Genomic DNA, 20,393 nt, shown 5'->3' on the forward strand with positions numbered 1-20,393 from the left:
GCCGTTACAGGCCCTTGACGGCCTGAACCATGCCACCGGCGACCTTCTGACCGTCGCCGAACACCATGCGTGTGTTCTCGCCGTAGAACAGATGGTTCTCCACGCCCGAGAAGCCGGCGCCACCGCCGCGCTTGATGACCATCACGTTTTCGGCCTCGTCGACGTTGAGGATCGGCATGCCGTAGATCGGGCTCGACGGATCGTCCCGCGCCGCCGGGTTGACGACGTCGTTGGCGCCGATCACCACGGCGACATCGGTCATGGCGAACTCTTCGTTGATGTCCTCCATGTCGAAGATCATGTCATAGGGCACACCGGCCTCAGCGAGCAGAACGTTCATGTGACCCGGCATACGTCCGGCCACGGGGTGGATGGCGAACTTGACCTCAACCCCCCGGTCCTGCAGCAGCTCGACGAATTCCCAGATCTTGTGCTGCGCCTGGGCCACCGCCATGCCATAACCGGGCACGATGATCACGCGCTCGGCGTAGGCCATCATGATGCCCGCGTCCTCGGCCGAGATGTCCTTCATCTCGCCCTCGGGGCCTTCGCTGGTCGCCCCTTCGCTGCTGCCCCAGCCGGCGAACAGGACATTGGTGAGCGGACGGTTCATGGCCTTGGCCATGAGCTGCGTGAGCAGCGTACCGGCGGCACCCACCACCGTACCGGCGATGATCATGGCCGGGTTGCCGATGGCATAGCCCTCAAAGCCCACGGCCAGACCGGTCAGGGCGTTGAACAGTGAGATGATCACCGGCATGTCGGCGCCGCCGATCGGTACCGCGACGAACACGCCGAACAGCAGGCCGAGGGCAAAGAATACCGCCACCACCAGCGCACTGTCGGTGAAGAAGGTCAGAATGCCGAACAGCACCGCCAGGGCGAACACCACAATGTTGACGATCTGCTGGCCGGGGACCAGCTGGCTGCGCTTCATGCGGCCGTCAAGCTTGGCCCAGGCGATCAGCGATCCTGAGAACGCCACCGTGCCGATGAACGCACCCAGAATCGCCAGGATGGCGACGTCGGCCCCGAGGGCACCGGCGATGCCGACGCTGCCGGCCCCTTCCGCGCGCAGGGCGGCGGTGGCCGCCTGGACGCTGATGTCGGCATCGGCGGCCAGCGCCTCGGCCCGTACCTGGAGGTCATTGGGCAGGGTGCGCAGGGCGCGCAGCATCTCGACCGCGGCGATGGCGGCGGCGGCGCCGCCCCCCATGCCGTTGTAGAGCGCGACCATCTGGGGCATCTCGGTCATGCCCACGCGACGCCCCGACCACCAGGCGAGCCCGCCGGCGGCGGCGATCGCGATCACGATCAGGACGTAATTGGTTAGCCCATGCACCGCCGGGTGCAGGAAGGTGACCAGGGTGGCCAGCACCATGCCGGCGCCGGCCCACATGATGCCCTTGCGGGCGGTCCGCGGGGAGCTCATGGCCTTGAGGCCAAGAATGAAGAGGACCGCCGCGAGGAGGTAACTCAGCTGGACAACAAAGTTCATTCCTCGGCCCCCTTCTTCTGCTCATCCTTGCTCTTGAACATCTCGAGCATGCGCTCGGTGACGACATAGCCGCCCACGGCGTTACCCGCGGCGAGCAGCACCGCGATGAAGCCGATGATCTGCTCGGTCACCGTCCCGGCATGGCCGAGCACCACCATGGCGCCCACCACCACGATGCCGTGGACAAAGTTGGAGCCGGACATCAGCGGTGTATGCAGGATGACCGGCACACGGCTGATGACCTCGAAGCCGGCGAACGCCGCCAGCATGAATATGTAGATTGCGACAAATCCTTCGATCGCCATTATTTATCTCCTTCCATGCGCTCGCGGGTCGGCGCATGCCGGGTCTCGCCGTCGTGGGTCAGGCAGCTGTCGGCCAGGACCTGGTCGTCCCAGTCGAGGTGGATCTCGCCGTCCTTGATGATCAGCCCGAGCAGGTTGACCAGATTGCGGGCGTACATCTCGCTGGCATGGGTCGCGGCCATGCTGGGAATGTGCCTGGGCCCGGCAATGATGACGCCCTGGTGGGTGATCTCCTTGCCGGCCTCGGTCAGCTCGCAGTTGCCGCCGGTCTCGGCGGCCATGTCGACGATCACCGCACCGGCCTTCATCCGCTCGACGGTGGCCCGGTCGATGATGGTCGGCGCCGGCCGCCCCGGGATCGATGCGGTGGTCACCACCGCGTCGGCCTGGGCGATGTGGCGGGCGAGGACCTCGGCCTGCTGGGCCTTTTCCTCGTCGGTGAGCTCGCGGGCATAGCCCCCTTCGCCCTCCGCGCTGACGCCGGTGTCGATGAACTTGCCGCCCAGCGATTCGACCTGCTCGCGGGTGGCGGAGCGCACGTCGTACGCCTCGACAATCGCACCCAGGCGCTTGGCGGTGGCGATGGCCTGCAGACCCGCCACGCCGGCGCCGACAACCACCACCCTGGCCGGGCGCACCGTGCCGGCGGCGGTGGTCAGCATCGGGAACAGCTTGGGCGAGAGGTGCGAGGCCAGCAGCGCGCACTTGTAGCCGGCGATGTTCGCCTGCGACGACAGGGCATCAATGCCCTGGGCGCGGGTGATGCGCGGCACGAGCTCCAGCGCGAAGCTGGTCACGCGGCGCTTCTTGAGGTTGCGGATGCGGGTGTCGCCCTCGTGGGGCGTAAGAAACCCGAGCAGCAGGCTTTTCTCGGGGAGCTTGCCGGCTTCATCGGCGCTGGGTGGCTCGACCCGAAGGACCACATCGGCATCCTTGTAGAGCGCTGCCTGATCGTCGGCCCAGCTGACCCCTTCGTAGAGCTCGTCGGGAAAACCGGCCGACTCGCCGGCGCCCCGCTGAATCCGCACCTCGACGCCAAGCTTGGTGAACTGCTTGAGAACACTGGGCACGACGGCGACGCGTTTTTCTCCGTTGGCCGTTTCCTTGGGGACGGCGATGGTGATGCTCATCGAGTTAACTCCTGTCCTTTGGCGGTCCACTTGAACCGTCGAATCCGCGATTCTACAACATCTTTGCGGCTAAACACCCCCACGCCCATCGGGGTACCCCGGAACCGCCACGGTAATCAAGCAGTCATACTTGCACAGTAACGTCAAGCATCGGATGATCGAAGTCAGTCATTCAGGTGCGGTGACGCGCGTGACAAGGGGACCCTGGCGTGATCAGCTTGCAGCAGCCCATCCTCCGGACCGATGTCTCCGGCATGCCACTGGAGTGGATGACCTACCAGGCGGCGGTCCGCCTCTACCACCTCGACCAGGTGGCCTATACCTGCGGCCACACCCTCTACCGGGTCCACGGCGGCTACAGCGCCCGGACCGGTCTACGCAGCGTGGTCGACGTCAACTCGATCATCGCGACCGCAGGGGCGATGCAGGCGAGCCTCAAGGATCACGCCGCCTATCGACCGCCCCTGAATAACGCCACGCTGTTCCGCCGGGACGATCATCTGTGCCTGTACTGCGGCGAGCGCCGGCCGGTCCGCGAGCTCTCCCGCGATCACATCAAGCCGATCAGTCGCGGGGGCATCGACACCTGGACCAATGTGGTCACGGCCTGCAAGCGCTGTAATAACCTCAAGGGCAACCGCACGCCGGAGCAGGCCGGCATGCAGCTGCTGGCGGTGCCATTCGCCCCCACCCATGCCGAGTATGTCTATCTGCAGGGGCGACGCATCCTGGCCGATCAGATGGCCTTCCTGCGTGCGCATTTCCCGCGTCGCAGTCCGCTGCGCGAGCGGCTGGCCGCAAGCCCCAGCTAGCCGTTACTCGCCGGGCAGGCGGCCCATTTCCTCGAAAAAGTCGGAGTAGGCGTCGTCCTCCAGGGACACGTCGCCGTCAACGACCTGCGAGCGTCGGTACTGGCGATAGGCCGAGCGGGTGAAGACGTACGGGTCAACCGCGGCGTCATCGCGGAAGCGGGCCGCCCCCGCCATCCGGGCGCGGGTGTTGACGATCTCGAGGGCGGTCAGTGCGCCGAAGGTCACCGTATCCAGGGTCACGTAGGTGATCACGTTGGTGTAATAGGCGACCGGGTACTGGGTGACGTCGCGGGTGTCAGAGGGACCGAACAGCGGCAGCACCAGATAGGGGCCGGCATCGACGCCCCAGACGCCCAGGGTCTGGCCAAAGTCCTCGGCGCGGCCCTCGATGCCCAGCCAGGCCTGCGCCGGGTCGAACAGTCCCAGCAGCCCCACCGTGGTGTTCACCACAAACCGGACACTCTCGCGACCGGCATCCCCCGCCTTGCCCTGGAGCAGGTCATTGAGGATGTAGCCCGGCGCCTCGAGGTTGGTGAAAAAGTTGTCAACGCTGTCCCGCACGCCCTCACTGGTGATGCGCGTCCAGCCCTCACTGGCGGGCTCGAGGGCGTAGGTGTCGACGCCCTCGTTGAAGTCGTAGACACCCCGGTTGAACCCCTCAATGGGGTCATTGGCCGAGTTGCTGCCGGTGCTGGCGCAGCCGCTCACCACCAGGGCGATCAGCAGCAGGGCGACCAGCCGGAGGATGCCGGCGGGCGGATGGTTCGGATGATGCTGCCGGGTCACTGAATTACTCCGGTGCCGCTTCAAAGGAGTCGTAGAACAGCCGGTCCGAGGGCAGCCCCGCCGCCGCAAAGGCCTCGCGGGCGGCGTTGATCATCGGCGGCGGTCCGCTCATATAGACATCGAAGCCGCTCAGATCCGGGTGATCGCGCACCACCTGCTCGTGGACAAAACCGGTGGCGCCGCGCCACTCATCGGCGGGTTCCGGATCGGAGAGCACCGGGGTGTAGGCGATGTTCGAAGCCTGCCCGGCCCACTGGCGCGGCAGCGAATCGAGATAGAGATCGGCCGGCCGGCGGGCCCCCCAATAGATATGCATGGGCCGCTTGAGGCCCAGGTGCAGGGCCTGTTCCATGATGCCCTTGACCGGGGCAAAGCCGGTGCCGCCGCCCATCAGGATCATGGGGCGATCGCTGTCGTCGCGGAGAAAGAAATTGCCCAGCGGGCCTTCAAAACGAAGCAGCGCCCCTTCCTTGAGGTCATTGAATACATGCCCCGAGAATACGCCCCCCGGCAGGTGGCGGATATGCAGCTCGAGCAGATCGTCGTCGTAGGGGGTGTTGGCCAGCGAAAAGCTGCGCCGCTGGCCGCCCCGCAGCAGAAAGTCGATGTACTGCCCGGGCAGGAATGCCAGGCGCTTGTCCCGCGGCAGCTTGAGAAACAGCCGGCGCACGTCCGGCGCGCATTCCTCGATGGCCTCCACCCGGGCCGGCAGGCGCTGGGGGCGGATATCGCCGGCCTCGCGGACTTCCTTCACCCGAATCACCAGATCGCTGGCCGGTCGGGCCTGACAGAACAGCGCTTTGCCCGACTCATCCTGGTCGGCGTCGATGGCCGGGGGCAGCCCGTCGGGATAGGCGATCCGTCCTTCGACCACATCGCCCATGCAGGTCCCGCAGGTGCCGCCGCGGCAGCTGTAGGGCAGCATGAGCCCGGCGCGCAGGGCGGCATCGATGACACTCTCGCCATCATCCACGTCAAAGGCGTGATCGCTGTCGGCGATGCGGACCTGGTAGCTCATCGGTTGTCTCCCTCAGTCAGCGGGTCGTGGCTTGTGGCAGGACAGACATTGACGGTGCCGGTCACGTTCACGCCTGCGTGAACTCCGCCAGCACAGGGGCATGGTCCGATGGCCTTTCCCAGCGCCGGGGGTCGAGGTCCACCGCGCTGGCGGTCAGGCGCCGGGTGAGGGCGGGGCTGGTCAGGATCAGGTCGATGCGCAGGCCGCGATTGCGCTTGAAGTTGTTGACCCGGTAGTCGAACCACGAAAAGCGGTCAGCCGGCTGCTCGAAGCGTCGAAAGCTGTCGCTGAAGCCCAGTGCGGTGATGGCCGACAGGGCATCGCGCTCGGCATCGGAGCAGAGGATCTTTCCCGCCCACTCCTCGGGATCGTGGACATCGGCATCCGCCGGCGCGATGTTGAAATCGCCCACCACCGCCACCTGGTCGTGGCGGCTCAGCTCGTCCTGCAGCCAGCCGCGCAGATGCGCGAGCCACTCCAGCTTGTACTGGTATTTGTCGTCGCCCACCGCCTTGCCGTTGGGCACATACAGGTTGATGAAGCGCACGCCATCGACCGTGGCGGCCAGCACCCGGCGCTGCGGGTCCTCGAAACCGGGGATGTCGAGGCTGACCGCCTCGAGCGGCGCGCGTGCGAGCACCGCCACGCCGTTGTAGGTTTTCTGGCCCGAGTAGGCCACCTCGTAGCCGGCCTCGCGTATCGCCTCCACCGGGAATCGCTCGTCGGGCAGCTTGGTCTCCTGCAGCCCCAGAATGTCGGGGCCGGCGGTCTCGAGCCAGTCGAGGACATGGGGCAGGCGGACGTTGAGCGAATTGACGTTCCAGGAAGCGATCTTCACCGAGGACTCCGGGCAGCGTGTTGGCAGGCTCTCAGTATACGCTGAGGCCGTCGTCCGTGCAGTGTCGGGATGATCATCGGTCAGACGCTGGACGTCGCATCGCGGGCGCCACGGTAGCGACGCATGAACCGCCGGTCGATCCAGTCCTTGAAGTGCCAGACCAGGCGCCCGCCGATGCTGAAGGCCCCGCGCGAGGCAACGGCATGACGATCACCCGTGGTGACAAGCGCCAGCCAGCGGCGCTGGGGATGATAGGGCCGTAGCGGTTGATCGCGCAGAAACCGGCGCAGGTTGTGCGCCAGCGGCGGCCCCTGGCGGACCGCGATCACACCCGCCTTGGCGCGCGGCTGATTGTCCATGCTGGCGATGTCGCCGGCCGCGAACACGCCGGCGTCAGTCACGCTCTGCAGGGTGTCGCCGACCCGGATGAAGCCCTGCGCATCGAGGGCGAGTCCGGTGGTGGTCAGCCAGTCGGCGCCCCGGGCGCGGGTCACCCAGATCACTTCCTCGGCATCGTGATGTCGGCCATCGGCGGTGGTCAGACCGTGGGCATCGACGGCGGTGACCGCCTCGCCGCAGTGCAGGCCGATATGACGCCGGGCCAACAGCCGCTGGAAGCGTCGCCGCACGCGCGGGTTGTGGGTGGGCAGCACGCTGGCGCCACGGGTGTAGAGGGCAAAGCGCAGCACTGACGGGTCAGCACCCCGGGCCTGGAGCTCGGCTGTCAGCCGGTGCTGCATGGCGAGCACCAGCTCGACACCGCCCGCGCCACCGCCGACCACGGCAATCCGCCGCGGCCGCGGATCGGCGCACACCCGCTCAAGCAGGGCCCGCCAGCGCGCATCGAAGCCGTCAATGGGTTTGGCCGCCACCGCATGCCGATCGGCCCCGGTCTGACCGGGATCGGGTGTCGAGCCGATGTCCAGTGACACGGCATCGTAGGGATAGGCTGCGCCCGATGCGGTGATAAGGGTGCGCGCCATGCGGTCCAGCCCGGTCGCACTGGCGGGGATGAACTCGATGCCGGCCCTCGCCGCCAGTGCCTGCAGGTCGATGTGCACGTCGCGATAGCGATAATGCCCGGCGATATAGCCGGGCAGCATGCCCGAATAGGGGGTGAACCGGTCCCGCGAGAGCAGGGTGACGCGGATGCCGGGCAGTGGCCGCTGGCCGAGGCGGCGCATCACCTCGACATGGCTGTGGCCGCCGCCCACCAGCAGCAGATGCCGCGCGGTCATGCCCGCCTGCGCCCCTGCGGCTCAGGCGGCCAGGCCGCTGGCCTTCAGCAGCGGTTCGATGCTCGGCGCCCGGCCGCGGAAGTCCCTGAACAGCGTCGCGGCATCCACCGAGCCACCGCGCTCGAGGATGGCTTCGAGAAACGCCCGGCCGGTGACTGGATTGAAGATGCCTTCCTCGGTAAACCGCGCGAAGGCGTCCGCCGACAGCACCTCGGCCCACTTATAGCTGTAGTAGCCGGCGGCGTAACCACCGGCAAAGATGTGCGCGAAGCTGTTGGGAAAGCGATTGAAGGCCGGTGGCTGAACGACGGCCACCTGCTCGCGGACTTCGTCGAGCAGGGCAAAGATCCGCTCGCCCCGCTGGCGGTCATGCTCGACGTGCAGGCGCAGGTCAAACAGCGAGAACTCGAGCTGGCGGACCATCTGCATGGCGGCGTGAAAGTTGCGCGCCGCGGTCATGCGCTGGAACAGGGCATCGGGGATCGGCTCGCCGGTTTCGTGATGGCGGGCGAACAGATCCAGCGCCTCGCGCTCCCAGCACCAGTTCTCGAGGAACTGGCTGGGCAGCTCCACGGCATCCCAGGCGACGCCGTTGATGCCGGCCACGCTGGCGGCATTCACCCGGGTCAGCATGTGGTGGAGGCCGTGGCCGAACTCATGGAACAGCGTCTCGACCTCGCCATGGGTGATCAGCGCCGGGCGATCCCCCACCGGCGGGGTGAAGTTGCAGGTCAGGAACGCCACCGGTGTCCGGGTCTGGCCGCTGTGATTCATGCGACCCCGGGCCGGGGCCATCCACGCCCCGCCACGCTTGTGCGAACGGGCGTAGAGGTCGGTGTAGAACTGCCCGCGCAGTGCCCCATCCGCGTCGCGGATTTCATAGAAGCGGACATCCGGGTGCCAGGTGTCGACACCCTCGCGCTCGGCGATGCGCACACCGAACAACCGTTCCACCACCGCGAACAGCCCGGCCATCACCCGGTCGGCCTGAAACCAGGGGCGCAGATCCTCGGGCGACAGGTCAAATCGCGCCTCGCGCAGCCGCTCGCTGTAATAGCCGACATCCCAGGCCTCCAGCGACGCCAGCCCATCCCGCTCGCGGGCGAAGGCCTGGAGCCCGGCATACTCCTGCTCCGCGACGGGCCTGGCGCGCTCGGCAAGATCTTCCAGAAAGGCGATCACTTCGGCGGCCGAGTCGGCCATCTTGGGCGCCAGTGACAGGCTGGCATAGTCGCGGTAGCCCAGCAGCTCCGCCTGCTCCTGCCGCAGGTCGAGGATCTCGGCCATGATCGGGTGATTGTCCCGCTGGCCGGCCTGCGGGCCGGTATCCGACGCCCGGGTGGTGAACGCCTCGTAGACCTCGCGGCGCAGCCCGCGATCATGGGCATGCGCCAGGACGGCCTGCACGACCGGCATGTCCAGGCTGATGCGCCAGCCCTCGACCCCCGCCTGCTCCGCATTCTGCTTCATGACCCCCAGCGCGCTGTCGGGCAGGCCGGCCAGCTCGTCGGCATCGTCCGTATCGCGGTACCAGGCATCGGTGGCATCCATGAGGTGCTCCTGGAACCGCGATGACAGCTCGGCAAGGCGGGCGGCGATGGCGGCATAGCGCTGCTTGGCACTGTCTTCCAGCGCAACGCCGGCCAGCTCGAAGTCACGCAGAGCATTGTCCACACTCTGGCGCTGATCCTGATCGAGATGCGCGTATTCATCACTGTCGCGCAGCGCCCGGAAGGCGCTGTAGAGCGCCGTGTTCTGCCCCATCTCGGTATGGTAGGCGGATAGCGCCGGCAGGCAGGCGTTGTAGGCCTCGCGCAGCGCCTCGCTGTTCATGACGGCGTTCAGGTGCGACACGGGCGCCCAGATCTGCTCGAGCCGGTCTTCAAGCCGCTCCAGCGGGGCAACCAGGTTGTGCCAGGTGTAAGGCCCGCCATCGCGGGTGATCGCGTCGATGGCGGCGCGGTTGTCGGCCAGCACCTGGTCGACCGCGGGCTGGACATGTTCGGGACGGATCTCCGAGAAACGGGGCAGGCCGGATTCAGCGAGCAATGGGTTGGTCATGGTGATGCCGTTGTGCTCCGTAGGTCAGTGGGGAAGATTCCCCGTTGCGGACAGATCATCAGGGTAGTCGATTCGGCTTGGCCTGTTCGAACCGAATCCTCGCTCGGAAGTTCGATGGTTCCGGCCAGCCGTTGCTTTGTGTCAGTGCCTTGCAATACCGTCTGAGTGGACTGCACCCGGGACATGCCACAACAATGAACACTCAATGATCAGCACGAAACGCCTCCGCGCGGCCACGTTTGCTGCCGGACTCGCGCTGGCCTCACTGGTCCTGCTGCTGCCCGGCACCGCTCGCGCGGACGCCTCGGACTCCCCGTCGCTGCTCTCGGTCGATTATTTCAGCCCCCGTGCCTCGTTCGACCGTTTCATCCGCAACACCGACGCGTTGATCGGCCTCCGCGCCGACGGGGCGCCGGTGAGCGAGCAGGTCCCCCGTCTTCGTGCAGCGGCCGGCAGTTTCGATTTTGACGCGACGCCCCACGCCTCATCGACCGCCGAGCAGATCCGCCGGATCCTGATGGCCCGCGAGATCATCGCGCGTCTGCCCATGCCGCCGGTGGATACGATCCCCGACCGAGCCCGGGTGACGGAGACGGATCTGCGCAGCTGGACCGTTCCCGGGACCCAGCTGCGCATGCGGCGCATGACCGGTACCCGCCACGAGGGGGCATTCAGGTTTGATGCCGCCACCATCGCGGAAATCGATGATCTGTATCGTCGGATCAGCGACAGGCCCAGGCTCGACGGCGCGCCCGATGCCTATCAGCGCTACATCGCCGACGTCGACGCCGGTGCGGGCGCGATGGGGCTGAGTCAGGCATTGATCGCCAGCCGCCTGCATGTCGTTGGCACCACCAGCCCGCGCGACACCATGGAGAGCTTTCTCGGCAACATGACTGACGCTTACCGGGTGGCGCGGACCGCGGCCCGCCAGCTCGGCAGCGATCCGCCGCAGATATCCATCGAGGCGGCGCGACGCCAGCAGGCCATCGCCACCGACCAGCTCCAGCAGGCGGTATCGGTCTTTGATCTGTCGGAAGTGCCTGAAGCGCTGCGACGGGATACCGGGATCGAGGCCGCGCTGCTCCTCAAGGAGATCCTCGACCGGATCCCGCTACCACGGCCGGAGACGATACCCGACGCAATCGATCTGGCCGGGCTGCCCGCCGGGGCGGATTACGACTGGCGAATACCGGGCACGCAGATTCGGATCGAGCGCATGCAGTCGGGCCCCCACGCCGGAAGCTTCCTGTTCGATGCCAATACGGTCAGCATTCTGCGGGACAGCTACGCGGCGCTGCGTGACCTTGAGTACCGTGATCCGACGGCCCTTGCCCTCGCGGCCTTTCCCGCGGCCGGGATCACGCCGGGATTCTATGATTTCTACATCACGGGTCCGGGTTATCTGGTGCCCGGCGCCCATCCGCTGGGCGCCATCGTCGACCGACTGCCCGACTGGTCCGAGCGGGTGATCATGGATCAAACCGTCTGGCAGTGGGGCGGATCCGTGGTGACGCTGGCGGTCCTGGTCCTTGCCATCTGGCTTGCGTTTCGCGTCATCGACTGGCCTGCCTGGCACCACCCGGACAGTGGAATCGCCGCCTGGATGGCGATTGCCGCCCCGCTGCTCGCCGCTTTCCTGACCCACCGCGCGACCCTTTTCATCGATTACGACCTGAATTTCAGCGGCACGATGCTCGAATATCTGCTGTTCGCATCGGGGCTGGCTGAGCTGGGTTTTCTTGTCTGGGCGGTCTGGCGTCTGTCCAGCGCGTTCGCCACGACAATACTGGCGTCGTCGGCCCTGTCGAATCGCGGTTTCGATGCCAGCCTGGTCCGGCTGCTGTCCGGGATCCTCGGCGTGGCCGCAAGCATTGGCGTCGCCTCCTTTGGACTCGGGCGACTGGGCGTGGATGTGGTGCCGTTGCTGGCCGGTCTGGGGGTGGGCGGTCTGGCCGTGGCGCTGGCGGCCCGGCCGACGCTGGAAAACCTCATCGGTGGGCTGATCCTGTTCAGCGACAAGCCGGTGCGTGTTGGCGACTTCTGCACCTTCGGGGACATGAGTGGCACGGTCGAAGGGGTCGGCATCCGGTCGACCCAGATCCGCGCCCTCAACCGGGCGCTGATCTCGGTGCCCAATGCGAAGTTCGTTGATATGGAAATCGTCAACTGGGCGCGATGCGACACCATGCTGATCGAACAGACCCTCAGGCTGCGTTGCGAGACCTCGGCCGATCAGCTTCGCCACGTGCTCATCGGCATTCGCGAAATGCTGCACGGCCACCCTCGGATCGAGGAATCCACGATCCGTGTCCGCTTTGCGGGCTATGGCGAATCCTCGCTCGATGTCAGCGTGCGCATTTATGCACTCACCCGCGACTGGAACGAGTATCACGCCATTCGCGAGGACGTGAACTTCCACATCAAGCGGATCGTCGAGGCTTCCGGTACCCGTTTCGCGGTTCCCGCCAGCGTCATTTATACCGCCCGGGACAGTGGGCTTGACGAGGAACGCACGGCCGAGGCCGAGGCGGCGGTGGCGGCATGGCGGCGGGAGGGCCTGTTGGCCTTTCCCCGTCTGACCCCGGAGCAGATCGAGCGGGTCCGGGATAGCATCGACTACCCGCCGGAGGGCTCGTCGGAACGGGCCCAGCAAAGAAGCCGGCAGAGAGAGGAATCCGAACCCCTGTCCGATCCCGACTCGCGGTCCTGAGCCATGGCTATGTCAAAATGGCTGTCGAGACATTCATCGACAGCAGGAGCCGGCAATGAGCGGCGAGCAATACGACTATGATCTGATCTGCATCGGCGGCGGCAGTGGCGGGATCGCCACCGCGCGGCGTGCGGCCGCCCATGGCGCACGCTGCGCCGTGATCGAGGCGTCGCGGCTGGGGGGCACCTGCGTGAACGTCGGCTGTGTGCCCAAGAAGGTCATGTGGCAGGCCGCGCACAGCCGCGAGGTCATGGCGCGGGCCGCGGATTATGGCTTCAGCGGTGTCGCGCCAAGCCTTGACTGGGGCGCCCTGGTCAGTGCCCGCGAGGCCTATATCGAGCGCCTGAACGGCATCTACGACCGCAACCTGGATAACTCCGGCGTGGACCTTATCCGCGGTCAGGCGCGCTTCACCGATCCGCATACCGTTGAGGTGGACGGTCAGTCCTATCGGGCCGAGCGCTTCGTGATCGCCACCGGTGGCACGCCGGGACGGCCCGGTATCCCGGGTGGCGATCTGGGCATCGATTCGGATGGGTTTTTTGAGATGACCGATCGGCCCGAGAAGGTGGCCGTGGTCGGCGCGGGCTATATCGCCGTGGAGCTGGCGGGCGTCCTGCATCAGCTGGGCAGCGACGTGCAGCTGGTGGTGCGACGGGAAAAGCCGCTGCGCGGTTTTGATGCCGCTATCCAGGATGCCTTTGTCGAATCCATCGAGGCGCATGGCCCCACGCTGGTCAATCATTTCACACCGGCGGGGCTGGAGGCCGCCTGGGGCGGCTATACGCTGCATGGAGCCGACGGCCGCACGCTGGAAGGTCTCGATCAGGTGATCTGGGCGGTGGGGCGGCTGCCCAATACCGACGAGCTGGGCCTGGACGCGGCGGGTGTCCGTATGGATGCCGCCGGCACCATCCCGGTGGATGAATGGCAGTCGAGCAATCAGCCGCATATATTTGCGCTGGGCGATGTCACCGATAATCCCTACCCGCTGACGCCGGTGGCGATTGCCGCCGGCCGGCGTCTGGCCGATCGGGTGTGGGGCGGTCAGCATGAGCGCCGGCTGGAGTATCGGGACGTTCCCACTGTGGTGTTCACGCATCCGCCCATCGGCAGCGTCGGGTTGACCGAGGCCGATGCCCGCGCGGCCCATGGCGATGCGGTGCGCGTCTATGAAACGCGGTTTGTGCCCATGGACTTTGCCCTGGCGCCCGCCGAGGCCAAGCAGCGCAGCACCATGAAGCTGGTCTGCGTGGGCGATGATGAGCGGGTCGTGGGCGTGCACCTGTTCGGGGTCGGCAGCGACGAAATGCTGCAGGGCTTTGCCGTGGCGGTGCGCATGGGCGCCACCAAGCACGACCTGGATGAAACCGTCGCCATCCATCCGACCAGCGCCGAAGAGCTGGTCACCCTGACCTGAGACAGGTGGTGTCGCGATGATTGAGACCTATCAGGGCATTACCCCGCAGGTGGCGGCCTCGGCCTGGATCCATGACAGCGCGGTGGTGATCGGTGATGTGCGGCTCGCGGCGTCGGTGTCGGTCTGGCCGACGGCCGTGCTGCGGGGGGATGTGCACCACATCGACGTGGGCGCGCAGACCAATATCCAGGATGGCGCGATCGTTCATGTGGCCCATGAGGGGCCTTATCAATCCGGTCATCCGGCGATCATCGGTGCGGCCGTCACCGTGGGGCACCGGGCCATCATTCATGCCTGCCACATCGGTGATCGTGTGCTGGTGGGCATGGGCGCGACGGTGCTGGACGGCGCCCATGTCGGGGACGAGGCGATCCTTGGTGCGGGGGCGCTGGTGCCCCCGGGTAAGCAGCTCGAGGGTGGCTATCTGTACCTGGGCAGCCCGGCGCGGGCGGTGCGTGCGCTCGATGATCGCGAGCGCGAACAGCTGGCCTACTCCGCCCGCCATTACGAGTCACTGATGGGGCGTCACCGCGACGGCGGCTGATCGGGCCCGGTCAGGTTGGGGGGCGTGATCGGGTTGGCGGCCAACTGGCGCTGGACAATGCTGGGGGTGATCGCGCAGGTGGCGAGGGTGACCACGGTCATCGCGCCGTAGAGCGCCGGCGGCACAACGCCGGGCCCGTAGCGGCCGGCCTGGTCGACGATCACCATCGCGATCTCGGCCCGGGGCACCATGCTCATGGCGATGACCAGCGCGCTCGACCGCGGGGCCATGAACCGCGCCGGCAGGGCAGTGCCGACCAGCTTGCCGAGGACCGCCGCCACCAGCAGGATGGCGCCCGCACTGAGCGCGCCGGTCAGGGCTTCGGGCTCGAGCTTGAGGCCAATGCCGATGAAAAAGAACGGCGTGAGAAAGTCGTAGAGCACGCGATAACCCCGATCCTGCCGGATCTTTCGCGGTGCCTTGCTGAAGACCAGTCCCGCGAACAGCGCCCCCACCGCCAGCGAAAATCCCAGCATGCCCGCCAGCGCGGCGATCAGGCTGCCCACCGCCACGACGATCAGCATGCGCGTTGGGGAGCGCTCGCGGCGGATGAGGGCCCGGGTCATGGGAGGCTCGACCCAGTGCGCGAAGGCATAGCAGCCTGCGGTGAAGGCGGCGAGGCTTGCCAGCAGGCTGGCGCCGGTGGTGCTCGCCGCCATCCAGTCGACGCCGTTACCACCGGTCAGGGTCGGGATGATCGCCAGCAGCAGCGCCATCAGCACCACACCGGAGATGTCGTCGAGCTCGGCCACGTCCAGCACCAGCGCACCCTGCTCGCTGCGGAGCGCACCGGCGGCCTGCCACGGCGGCAGGGCGACGCCGATGCTGGTGGCGGTCAGGGCCACGCCGGCGACCAGCGCCGGCACGTTATCAAAGCCCGCCCAGCGCGCCGCGTAGTAGCCCACGGCCCCTGAGACCAGCACGCTGATCAGCCAGATCAGGCTGGCGCCGGGGAGTTTGTCGAGGAGTCGTCGGGGGTTGCTGCCCAGCCCCACCCGAAACAGCAGGGCGACCAGCCCCAGGGCGGCAAGCAGGTCGAAGGCCCCCTGCACCGCCGGACTCAGCAGCGGCACGACGTCGTGGAGCAGCCGCAGCCCCAGGCCGATGAGGATATAGCCCACCAGGGCCGGGATCCTCAAGCGCTCGCAGAGGTGTTTCAGCACGATGGCGAGCAGCGTGACGCCGCCCACCAGCAGCACCAGTAGCGAGTCAGGTGTGGCGCTCGCCTGGATCATCCACGCGGGTCAGGGACGGGTGTCGTTGCGCAGGGTCTCGATCACCGGAGCGGTGCTGGGCCGGATGCGGCGCCAGAGCTCGAAGGCCCCGGCGGCCTGCTCGACGAGCATGCCCAGTCCGTCACGGATGCGATAGGCGCCATTGGCTTCGGCCCAGCGCAGGAACGGCGTGGGCTCGGCGCCATAGAGCATGTCGAAGGCAGTGGCCCCGTCGCCGACGATACTCGCCGGGAGGTCGGGCACGTCGCCCTCGAGCCCGCTTGAGGTGGCGTTGATGACCACTTCGAAGCGCTCGCCGCTCAGGTCATCGAGCCCGCAGCCCTCGATGCTGCCGGCGTCGGCGAAGGCCCGGGCGAGGGTCTGCGCCCGCTCGGGGGTGCGGTTGGCGATCACCAGAGTGGCCGGGTTCTCGTCGAGCAGCGACATCAGCACGCCGCCCGCGGCGCCGCCGGCACCGATCAGCAGGATGCGCTTGCCGGCAAGGCCGACGCCCAGGTTGTTGCGCAGGTCGTTGATGAGTCCCTCGCCGTCGGTGTTATCGGCATAGACACTCTCGCCAAAGATCAGGGTGTTGACCGCACCGGCGCGCTCGGCGCGGTCACTGCGCTGGTCGGCCAGCGCCCAGGCCTGTTCCTTGAACGGCACCGTGATGTTGGCGCCATGGGCCCCCTCGGCGCGAAAGGCCGCGATTGCCTCGGCGAGTCCATCGAGTGGTGGCTCGCGCCGGGTGTACTCGATCTGCTGGGCGGTCTCTTCGGCGAACAGCGCGTGGATGCGCGGTGACAGGGAGTGATCGATGGGGTGGCCGAAAACGGCATAGGAATCCATGGGGACCTCCGATAGGTCGGGGCGTTCAGTGCTCGGCCAGCCAGCCGGCAACGTCCCTCGCGAAATAAGTCAGGATGGCATCCGCGCCGGCCCGCTTGAAACCGAGCAGCGACTCCATCACGCAGGCCTCGCGGCTGAGCCAGCCGTTATCGAAAGCGGCGTTCAGCATGGCGTACTCACCACTGACCTGGTAGGCGAAGGTCGGCACGTCGAAGCGCTCACGCACCCGCCGGATGATATCCAGATACGGCATGCCCGGCTTGATCATGACCATGTCGGCGCCTTCCGCCAGATCGAGCCCCACCTCGCGGAGCGCCTCGGCGCCATTGCCGGGGTCCATCTGGTAGGTCCGCTTGTCGCCGCCGCCCAGGTTGCCGGCCGAGCCGACCGCATCGCGGAATGGCCCGTAGAAGGCCGATGCGTATTTGGCGGCATAGGCAAGGATGCGCGTCTCGGGGTGGCCATCGGCCTCAAGCGCCCGGCGGATGGCGCCGACCCGTCCATCCATCATATCCGATGGGGCAACGATGTCCGCCCCGGCCGCGGCATGCGACAGCGCCTGGCGGACCAGTGCCTCCTGGGTGATGTCATTGGCGACATAGCCATTGGCATCCAGCAGCCCGTCCTGGCCGTGGACGGTGAACGGATCGAGGGCGACGTCGGTGATCACGGCAATCTCCGGCGTCCGGGCCTTGATGGCGCGCACCGCGCGCTGTGCGAGCCCCTCCGGATTCCAGGCCTCGGCGGCATCATCGCTCTTGGCGGCCGCCGGCGTGACCGGAAACAGGGCGATGGCCGGCACCCCCAGCCGCTCCAGCTCGGCGGCTTCCGCCTGCAGGCGATCCAGGGTCAGGCGCTCGACGCCGGGCATGGATGCCACCGGTTCGCTGTGATCGTGGCCCTCGATGACAAAGACCGGTTGGATCAGATCGTTGACCGATAGGCCGTTCTCGCGCACCAGTCGCCGGGTGGCGTCATCGCGCCGCAGCCGCCGCGGACGGCTGGCGGGAAATCCCGGCCCGTGGGCTGATTCATGCGTCACCTTTGAATCCTCCGCTCGGTTGTTCGGGCAGGCGGGCCACCGCCCAGTCCAGCACCCGCCGCACCCGGGGCGCGGTGATGCGATAGGCCGTGGGCTGGTCCACCCAGCGCCATTCGTGATGTTCGGGGGTGCCAAGCTCGGGGGCAATACCCAGCGTCACTTCGCGGACGGGGGTTTCCGCCAGGTAATAGCGCGCCACCTTGCCGCGGGCGTAGGGACCGGTCTCGGTGTAGTCCTCGCCCCAGTTGAACCACATGTCGGTGATGCCGGTCTCCTCGGCCACTTCGCGTCGGGCGGCCTCAAGGGGCGTCTCGCCGGTTTCGGTCCGGCCCTTGGGGAAGTCCCAGTACTGGTAGGCGCGCAGCAGCAGAAACCGCCAGCGGCGGTGTTCCGCGCGCACCAGAACCACGCCGGCGGACAGGATGCGTGGGTTCTGTCTAGTCATGCCAGGCCGGGCTCAGAGAGCGGACGGCATCGACCATGGCCTCGACATGTTCCGGGGGGATCTGGGGGTGTACGCCGTGACCGAGGTTGAAGACATGACCGCTGCCGGGGCCGAACTCCCGCAGCACGCGTTCGACCTCGCGACGGATGACTTCGGGGCGCGCGTAGAGAATGCTCGGGTCGAGATTGCCCTGCAGGGCCACGCGATCGCCCACCCGGCGCCGCGCTTCGTCCATTGACAGCGTCCAGTCGATGCCCAGCGCGTCGGCACCGCTGTCGGCGATGGTCTCGAGCCAGATGCCGCCGCCCTTGGTGAAGAAGGTCACTGGCACGCGCCGGCCTTCGCGGCTGCGGATCAGCCCGTCGATGATCTGCTGGGCGTACTGCAGTGACAGCCGCGGATAGACATCGTGGGCCAGCGCGCCGCCCCAGGTGTCAAAGATCATCACCGCCTGGGCACCCGCCTCGATCTGCGCGTTGAGATAGGCGGTGACCGCGCGCGCGGTTTTCTCGAGCAGGCGGGCCATGACCTGAGGCTCGTCGTAGGCGAGCGCCTTGATATGGCGGAAGTCCTTGCTGCTGCCGCCCTCGACCATATAGGTCGCCAGCGTCCAGGGGCTGCCGGCGAAACCGATCAGCGGGACGCTGCCTTCCAGCGCCTGTCGGACCCGGCTCACGGCATCGGTGACGTAGCGTAGTTCGGCGCCCACATCCGGCACCGGCAGGCGGTCGACGCTGGCGGCATCACGCACCGTATGCTCAAAGCGCGGACCTTCGCCGGGCTCAAAATAGAGCCCCAGGCCCATGGCGTCGGGCACGGTGAGGATGTCCGAGAACAGGATGGCGGCATCCAGGTCGAAGCGCCGCAGCGGCTGCAGGGTCACCTCGCAGGCAAGCTCGGGATTGCGGCACAGGTTCATGAAACTGCCCGCCTGGGCGCGGATTTCGCGGTACTCGGGCAGATAGCGCCCGGCCTGGCGCATGATCCAGACCGGGGTGCGGTCGACGGGCTCGCGGGCGAGGGCCCGCAGGAGACGGTCGTTATGCAGTTCGCTCATGACCACGGGCCGGCCTAGACGCCCATGTAGGCGAGGATGCCCTTGGCGGCCTCGCGGCCTTCATAGACGGCGGTGACCACCAGGTCCGAGCCGCGCACCATGTCGCCGCCGGCGAACACGTTGGGGTTATCGGTCTGGAAGGGGTGCCGGCCGCCTTTTTTGACGCGGACCCGCTCGCGCTCGTCGACGCCGATGCCGTGCTCGTCGAACCACTCCGGCGGATCGGGGCGAAAGCCGAAGGCCATGATGACGCGGTCCGCGGGGATGATCTCCTCGCTGCCCGGCACGGTCTCGGGGCGCCGGCGACCGCGCTCGTCGGGGGCGCCGAGGCGGGTCTCGACCACCTTGACGCCCTCCACCTGGCCATCACCGACGATCTCGACGGGCTGACGGTTGAAGCGGAAGTCGACGCCTTCCTCGCGGGCGTTGTAGACCTCGCGCCGCGATCCGGGCATGTTCTGCTCGTCGCGTCGATAGGCGCAGGTCACGCTGCTCGCGCCCTGACGCAGGGCGGTGCGGTTGCAGTCCATGGCCGTGTCGCCGCCGCCCAGCACCACCACGCGCTGATCGGCCATGTCGACGAACTCTTCCGGGCTTTTCTCGAAGCCCATGAGCCGGTTGATGTTGGAGACCAGATAGGGGAGCGCCTCGTAGACGCCGGGCATGTCCTCGCCGGGAAAACCGCCCCGCATGTAGGTGTAGGTGCCCATGCCAAGGAACACCGCGTCGTACTCGCGCTCGAGTTCGGCGTAGGTGACGTCGGTGCCGACGTCCACGCCCAGACGGAACTCGACGCCCATGTACTCCATGATCTCGCGGCGCTTGGCGATGACTTCCTTTTCGAGCTTGAACGGCGGAATCCCGAAGGTCAGCAGCCCGCCGATCTCGGGGTAGCGGTCAAAGACCACCGCCTCGACGCCATTGCGCACGAGGATGTCGGCCGCACCCAGGCCGGCCGGGCCGGCACCGATGACCGCCACCCGCCGGCCGGTGGGGACCACGCCGGTCATATCCGGCCGCCAGCCCTGCTTGAAGGCCTCGTCGGTGATGTACTTCTCGACCGAGCCGATGGTCACGGCGCCGAAGCCGTCGTTCAGCGTACAGGCGCCTTCACACAGCCGGTCCTGCGGACACACCCGGCCGCAGACCTCGGGCAGGGTGTTGGTCTTGTGCGAGAGCTCGGCGGCCTCGAACAGGTTGCCCTCGGCGATCAGCTTGAGCCAGTTGGGGATGTAGTTGTGGACCGGGCATTTCCACTCGCAGTACGGATTGCCGCACTCCACGCAGCGGTCGGCCTGGGCGGCGGCATGCTCGGTGCTGAAGTCACCGTAGATTTCGGTGAACTTCTGCACCCGGGCACGCGCCGGCTCTTTCTCGGTGTCCTGACGCGGGACGTCGATAAACTGGAAGTAGTTACCCATAG

At 67.2% G+C, this 20,393-nt stretch carries 18 protein-coding genes; 4 read left to right on the plus strand and 14 right to left on the minus strand.

What is annotated here, in order from left to right:
- Positions 1 to 4 precede the first annotated feature (4 nt).
- From FPL11_RS02340 to FPL11_RS02350, 3 genes are read right to left on the minus strand one after another with little or no spacing between them, the layout of a single operon-like run.
- On the minus strand, positions 5 to 1,498 hold the full coding sequence (locus FPL11_RS02340) for an NAD(P)(+) transhydrogenase (Re/Si-specific) subunit beta (RefSeq protein ID WP_144347057.1): 1,494 nt from the start codon (positions 1,496 to 1,498) through the stop codon (positions 5 to 7).
- Entirely contained in the window at positions 1,495 to 1,803 is a 309-nt protein-coding gene (locus FPL11_RS02345; RefSeq protein WP_110882348.1) for an NAD(P) transhydrogenase subunit alpha part 2, read from the minus strand. The genes FPL11_RS02340 and FPL11_RS02345 overlap by 4 nt, the downstream gene beginning before the upstream one ends.
- Positions 1,803 to 2,933: an NAD(P) transhydrogenase subunit alpha gene (locus FPL11_RS02350; RefSeq protein WP_144347058.1), complete on the minus strand. Its 1,131-nt coding sequence runs from the start codon at positions 2,931 to 2,933 to the stop codon at positions 1,803 to 1,805. The genes FPL11_RS02345 and FPL11_RS02350 overlap by 1 nt, the downstream gene beginning before the upstream one ends.
- 254 nt (positions 2,934 to 3,187) lie before the next feature.
- On the opposite strand from FPL11_RS02350, the gene FPL11_RS02355 reads away from it, so the two are divergent.
- Positions 3,188 to 3,745, plus strand: a complete 558-nt coding sequence (locus tag FPL11_RS02355) for an HNH endonuclease (protein ID WP_144347273.1) — start codon at positions 3,188 to 3,190, stop codon at positions 3,743 to 3,745.
- A gap of 3 nt (positions 3,746 to 3,748) precedes the next feature.
- Here the strand turns inward: FPL11_RS02355 and FPL11_RS02360 are convergent, their stop codons facing one another.
- From FPL11_RS02360 to FPL11_RS02380, 5 genes are all read right to left on the minus strand, one after another.
- Positions 3,749 to 4,531: an MlaA family lipoprotein gene (locus tag FPL11_RS02360; protein ID WP_235013511.1), complete on the minus strand. Its 783-nt coding sequence runs from the start codon at positions 4,529 to 4,531 to the stop codon at positions 3,749 to 3,751.
- Positions 4,532 to 4,535: 4 nt separating this feature from the next.
- Positions 4,536 to 5,549, minus strand: coding sequence for a CDP-6-deoxy-delta-3,4-glucoseen reductase (locus tag FPL11_RS02365; protein ID WP_144347059.1), 1,014 nt, complete (start codon positions 5,547 to 5,549; stop codon positions 4,536 to 4,538).
- A 67-nt stretch (positions 5,550 to 5,616) separates the two neighbouring features.
- Positions 5,617 to 6,387 carry an exodeoxyribonuclease III gene (xth, locus tag FPL11_RS02370; protein ID WP_144347060.1) on the minus strand — a complete coding sequence of 257 codons (771 nt, stop codon included), beginning with the start codon at positions 6,385 to 6,387 and terminating at the stop codon, positions 5,617 to 5,619.
- A gap of 80 nt (positions 6,388 to 6,467) precedes the next feature.
- Positions 6,468 to 7,625, minus strand: a complete 1,158-nt coding sequence (locus FPL11_RS02375; protein ID WP_144347061.1) for an FAD-dependent oxidoreductase — start codon at positions 7,623 to 7,625, stop codon at positions 6,468 to 6,470.
- A 21-nt stretch (positions 7,626 to 7,646) separates the two neighbouring features.
- Positions 7,647 to 9,686 carry a M3 family metallopeptidase gene (locus FPL11_RS02380; RefSeq protein ID WP_144347062.1) on the minus strand — a complete coding sequence of 680 codons (2,040 nt, stop codon included), beginning with the start codon at positions 9,684 to 9,686 and terminating at the stop codon, positions 7,647 to 7,649.
- Between the two features lie 205 nt (positions 9,687 to 9,891).
- Here FPL11_RS02380 and FPL11_RS02385 point away from each other — a divergent pair, with 205 nt between their 5' ends.
- The 3 genes from FPL11_RS02385 to FPL11_RS02395 are packed head-to-tail and all read left to right on the plus strand — an operon-like array spanning position 9,892 to position 14,363.
- Positions 9,892 to 12,399, plus strand: coding sequence for a mechanosensitive ion channel family protein (locus tag FPL11_RS02385; RefSeq protein WP_144347063.1), 2,508 nt, complete (start codon positions 9,892 to 9,894; stop codon positions 12,397 to 12,399).
- Between the two features lie 55 nt (positions 12,400 to 12,454).
- Positions 12,455 to 13,819 (plus strand): glutathione-disulfide reductase, encoded by a 1,365-nt coding sequence (gene gorA / locus FPL11_RS02390; RefSeq protein ID WP_144347064.1) that lies wholly within the window; start codon positions 12,455 to 12,457, stop codon positions 13,817 to 13,819.
- A gap of 16 nt (positions 13,820 to 13,835) precedes the next feature.
- The gene (locus FPL11_RS02395; RefSeq protein ID WP_144347065.1) at positions 13,836 to 14,363 is read left to right on the plus strand and encodes a gamma carbonic anhydrase family protein; all 528 of its coding nucleotides are present in this window, start codon (positions 13,836 to 13,838) and stop codon (positions 14,361 to 14,363) included.
- Here the strand turns inward: FPL11_RS02395 and FPL11_RS02400 are convergent.
- The 6 genes from FPL11_RS02400 to FPL11_RS02425 are packed head-to-tail and all read right to left on the minus strand — an operon-like array spanning position 14,345 to position 20,391.
- Positions 14,345 to 15,598, minus strand: coding sequence for a cation:proton antiporter (locus FPL11_RS02400; RefSeq protein WP_144347066.1), 1,254 nt, complete (start codon positions 15,596 to 15,598; stop codon positions 14,345 to 14,347). The two genes, FPL11_RS02395 and FPL11_RS02400, sit on opposite strands and share 19 nt — an antisense overlap.
- 9 nt (positions 15,599 to 15,607) lie before the next feature.
- The gene (gene aroE / locus FPL11_RS02405; protein WP_144347067.1) at positions 15,608 to 16,426 is read right to left on the minus strand and encodes a shikimate dehydrogenase; all 819 of its coding nucleotides are present in this window, start codon (positions 16,424 to 16,426) and stop codon (positions 15,608 to 15,610) included.
- 25 nt (positions 16,427 to 16,451) lie between these two features.
- Positions 16,452 to 17,468 (minus strand): porphobilinogen synthase, encoded by a 1,017-nt coding sequence (hemB, locus tag FPL11_RS02410; RefSeq protein WP_144347068.1) that lies wholly within the window; start codon positions 17,466 to 17,468, stop codon positions 16,452 to 16,454.
- Positions 17,458 to 17,913, minus strand: coding sequence for an NUDIX domain-containing protein (locus FPL11_RS02415; protein WP_110882365.1), 456 nt, complete (start codon positions 17,911 to 17,913; stop codon positions 17,458 to 17,460). Before FPL11_RS02415 ends, hemB begins: the two co-directional genes overlap by 11 nt.
- Positions 17,906 to 18,970 carry a uroporphyrinogen decarboxylase gene (gene hemE, locus FPL11_RS02420; RefSeq protein ID WP_144347069.1) on the minus strand — a complete coding sequence of 355 codons (1,065 nt, stop codon included), beginning with the start codon at positions 18,968 to 18,970 and terminating at the stop codon, positions 17,906 to 17,908. Before hemE ends, FPL11_RS02415 begins: the two co-directional genes overlap by 8 nt.
- Before the next feature lie 14 nt (positions 18,971 to 18,984).
- On the minus strand, positions 18,985 to 20,391 hold the full coding sequence (locus tag FPL11_RS02425) for an FAD-dependent oxidoreductase (RefSeq protein ID WP_144347070.1): 1,407 nt from the start codon (positions 20,389 to 20,391) through the stop codon (positions 18,985 to 18,987).
- Positions 20,392 to 20,393: the final 2 nt, after the last annotated feature.

The organism is Spiribacter aquaticus (assembly GCF_007625215.1).
GTDB lineage: Bacteria > Pseudomonadota > Gammaproteobacteria > Nitrococcales > Nitrococcaceae > Spiribacter > Spiribacter roseus.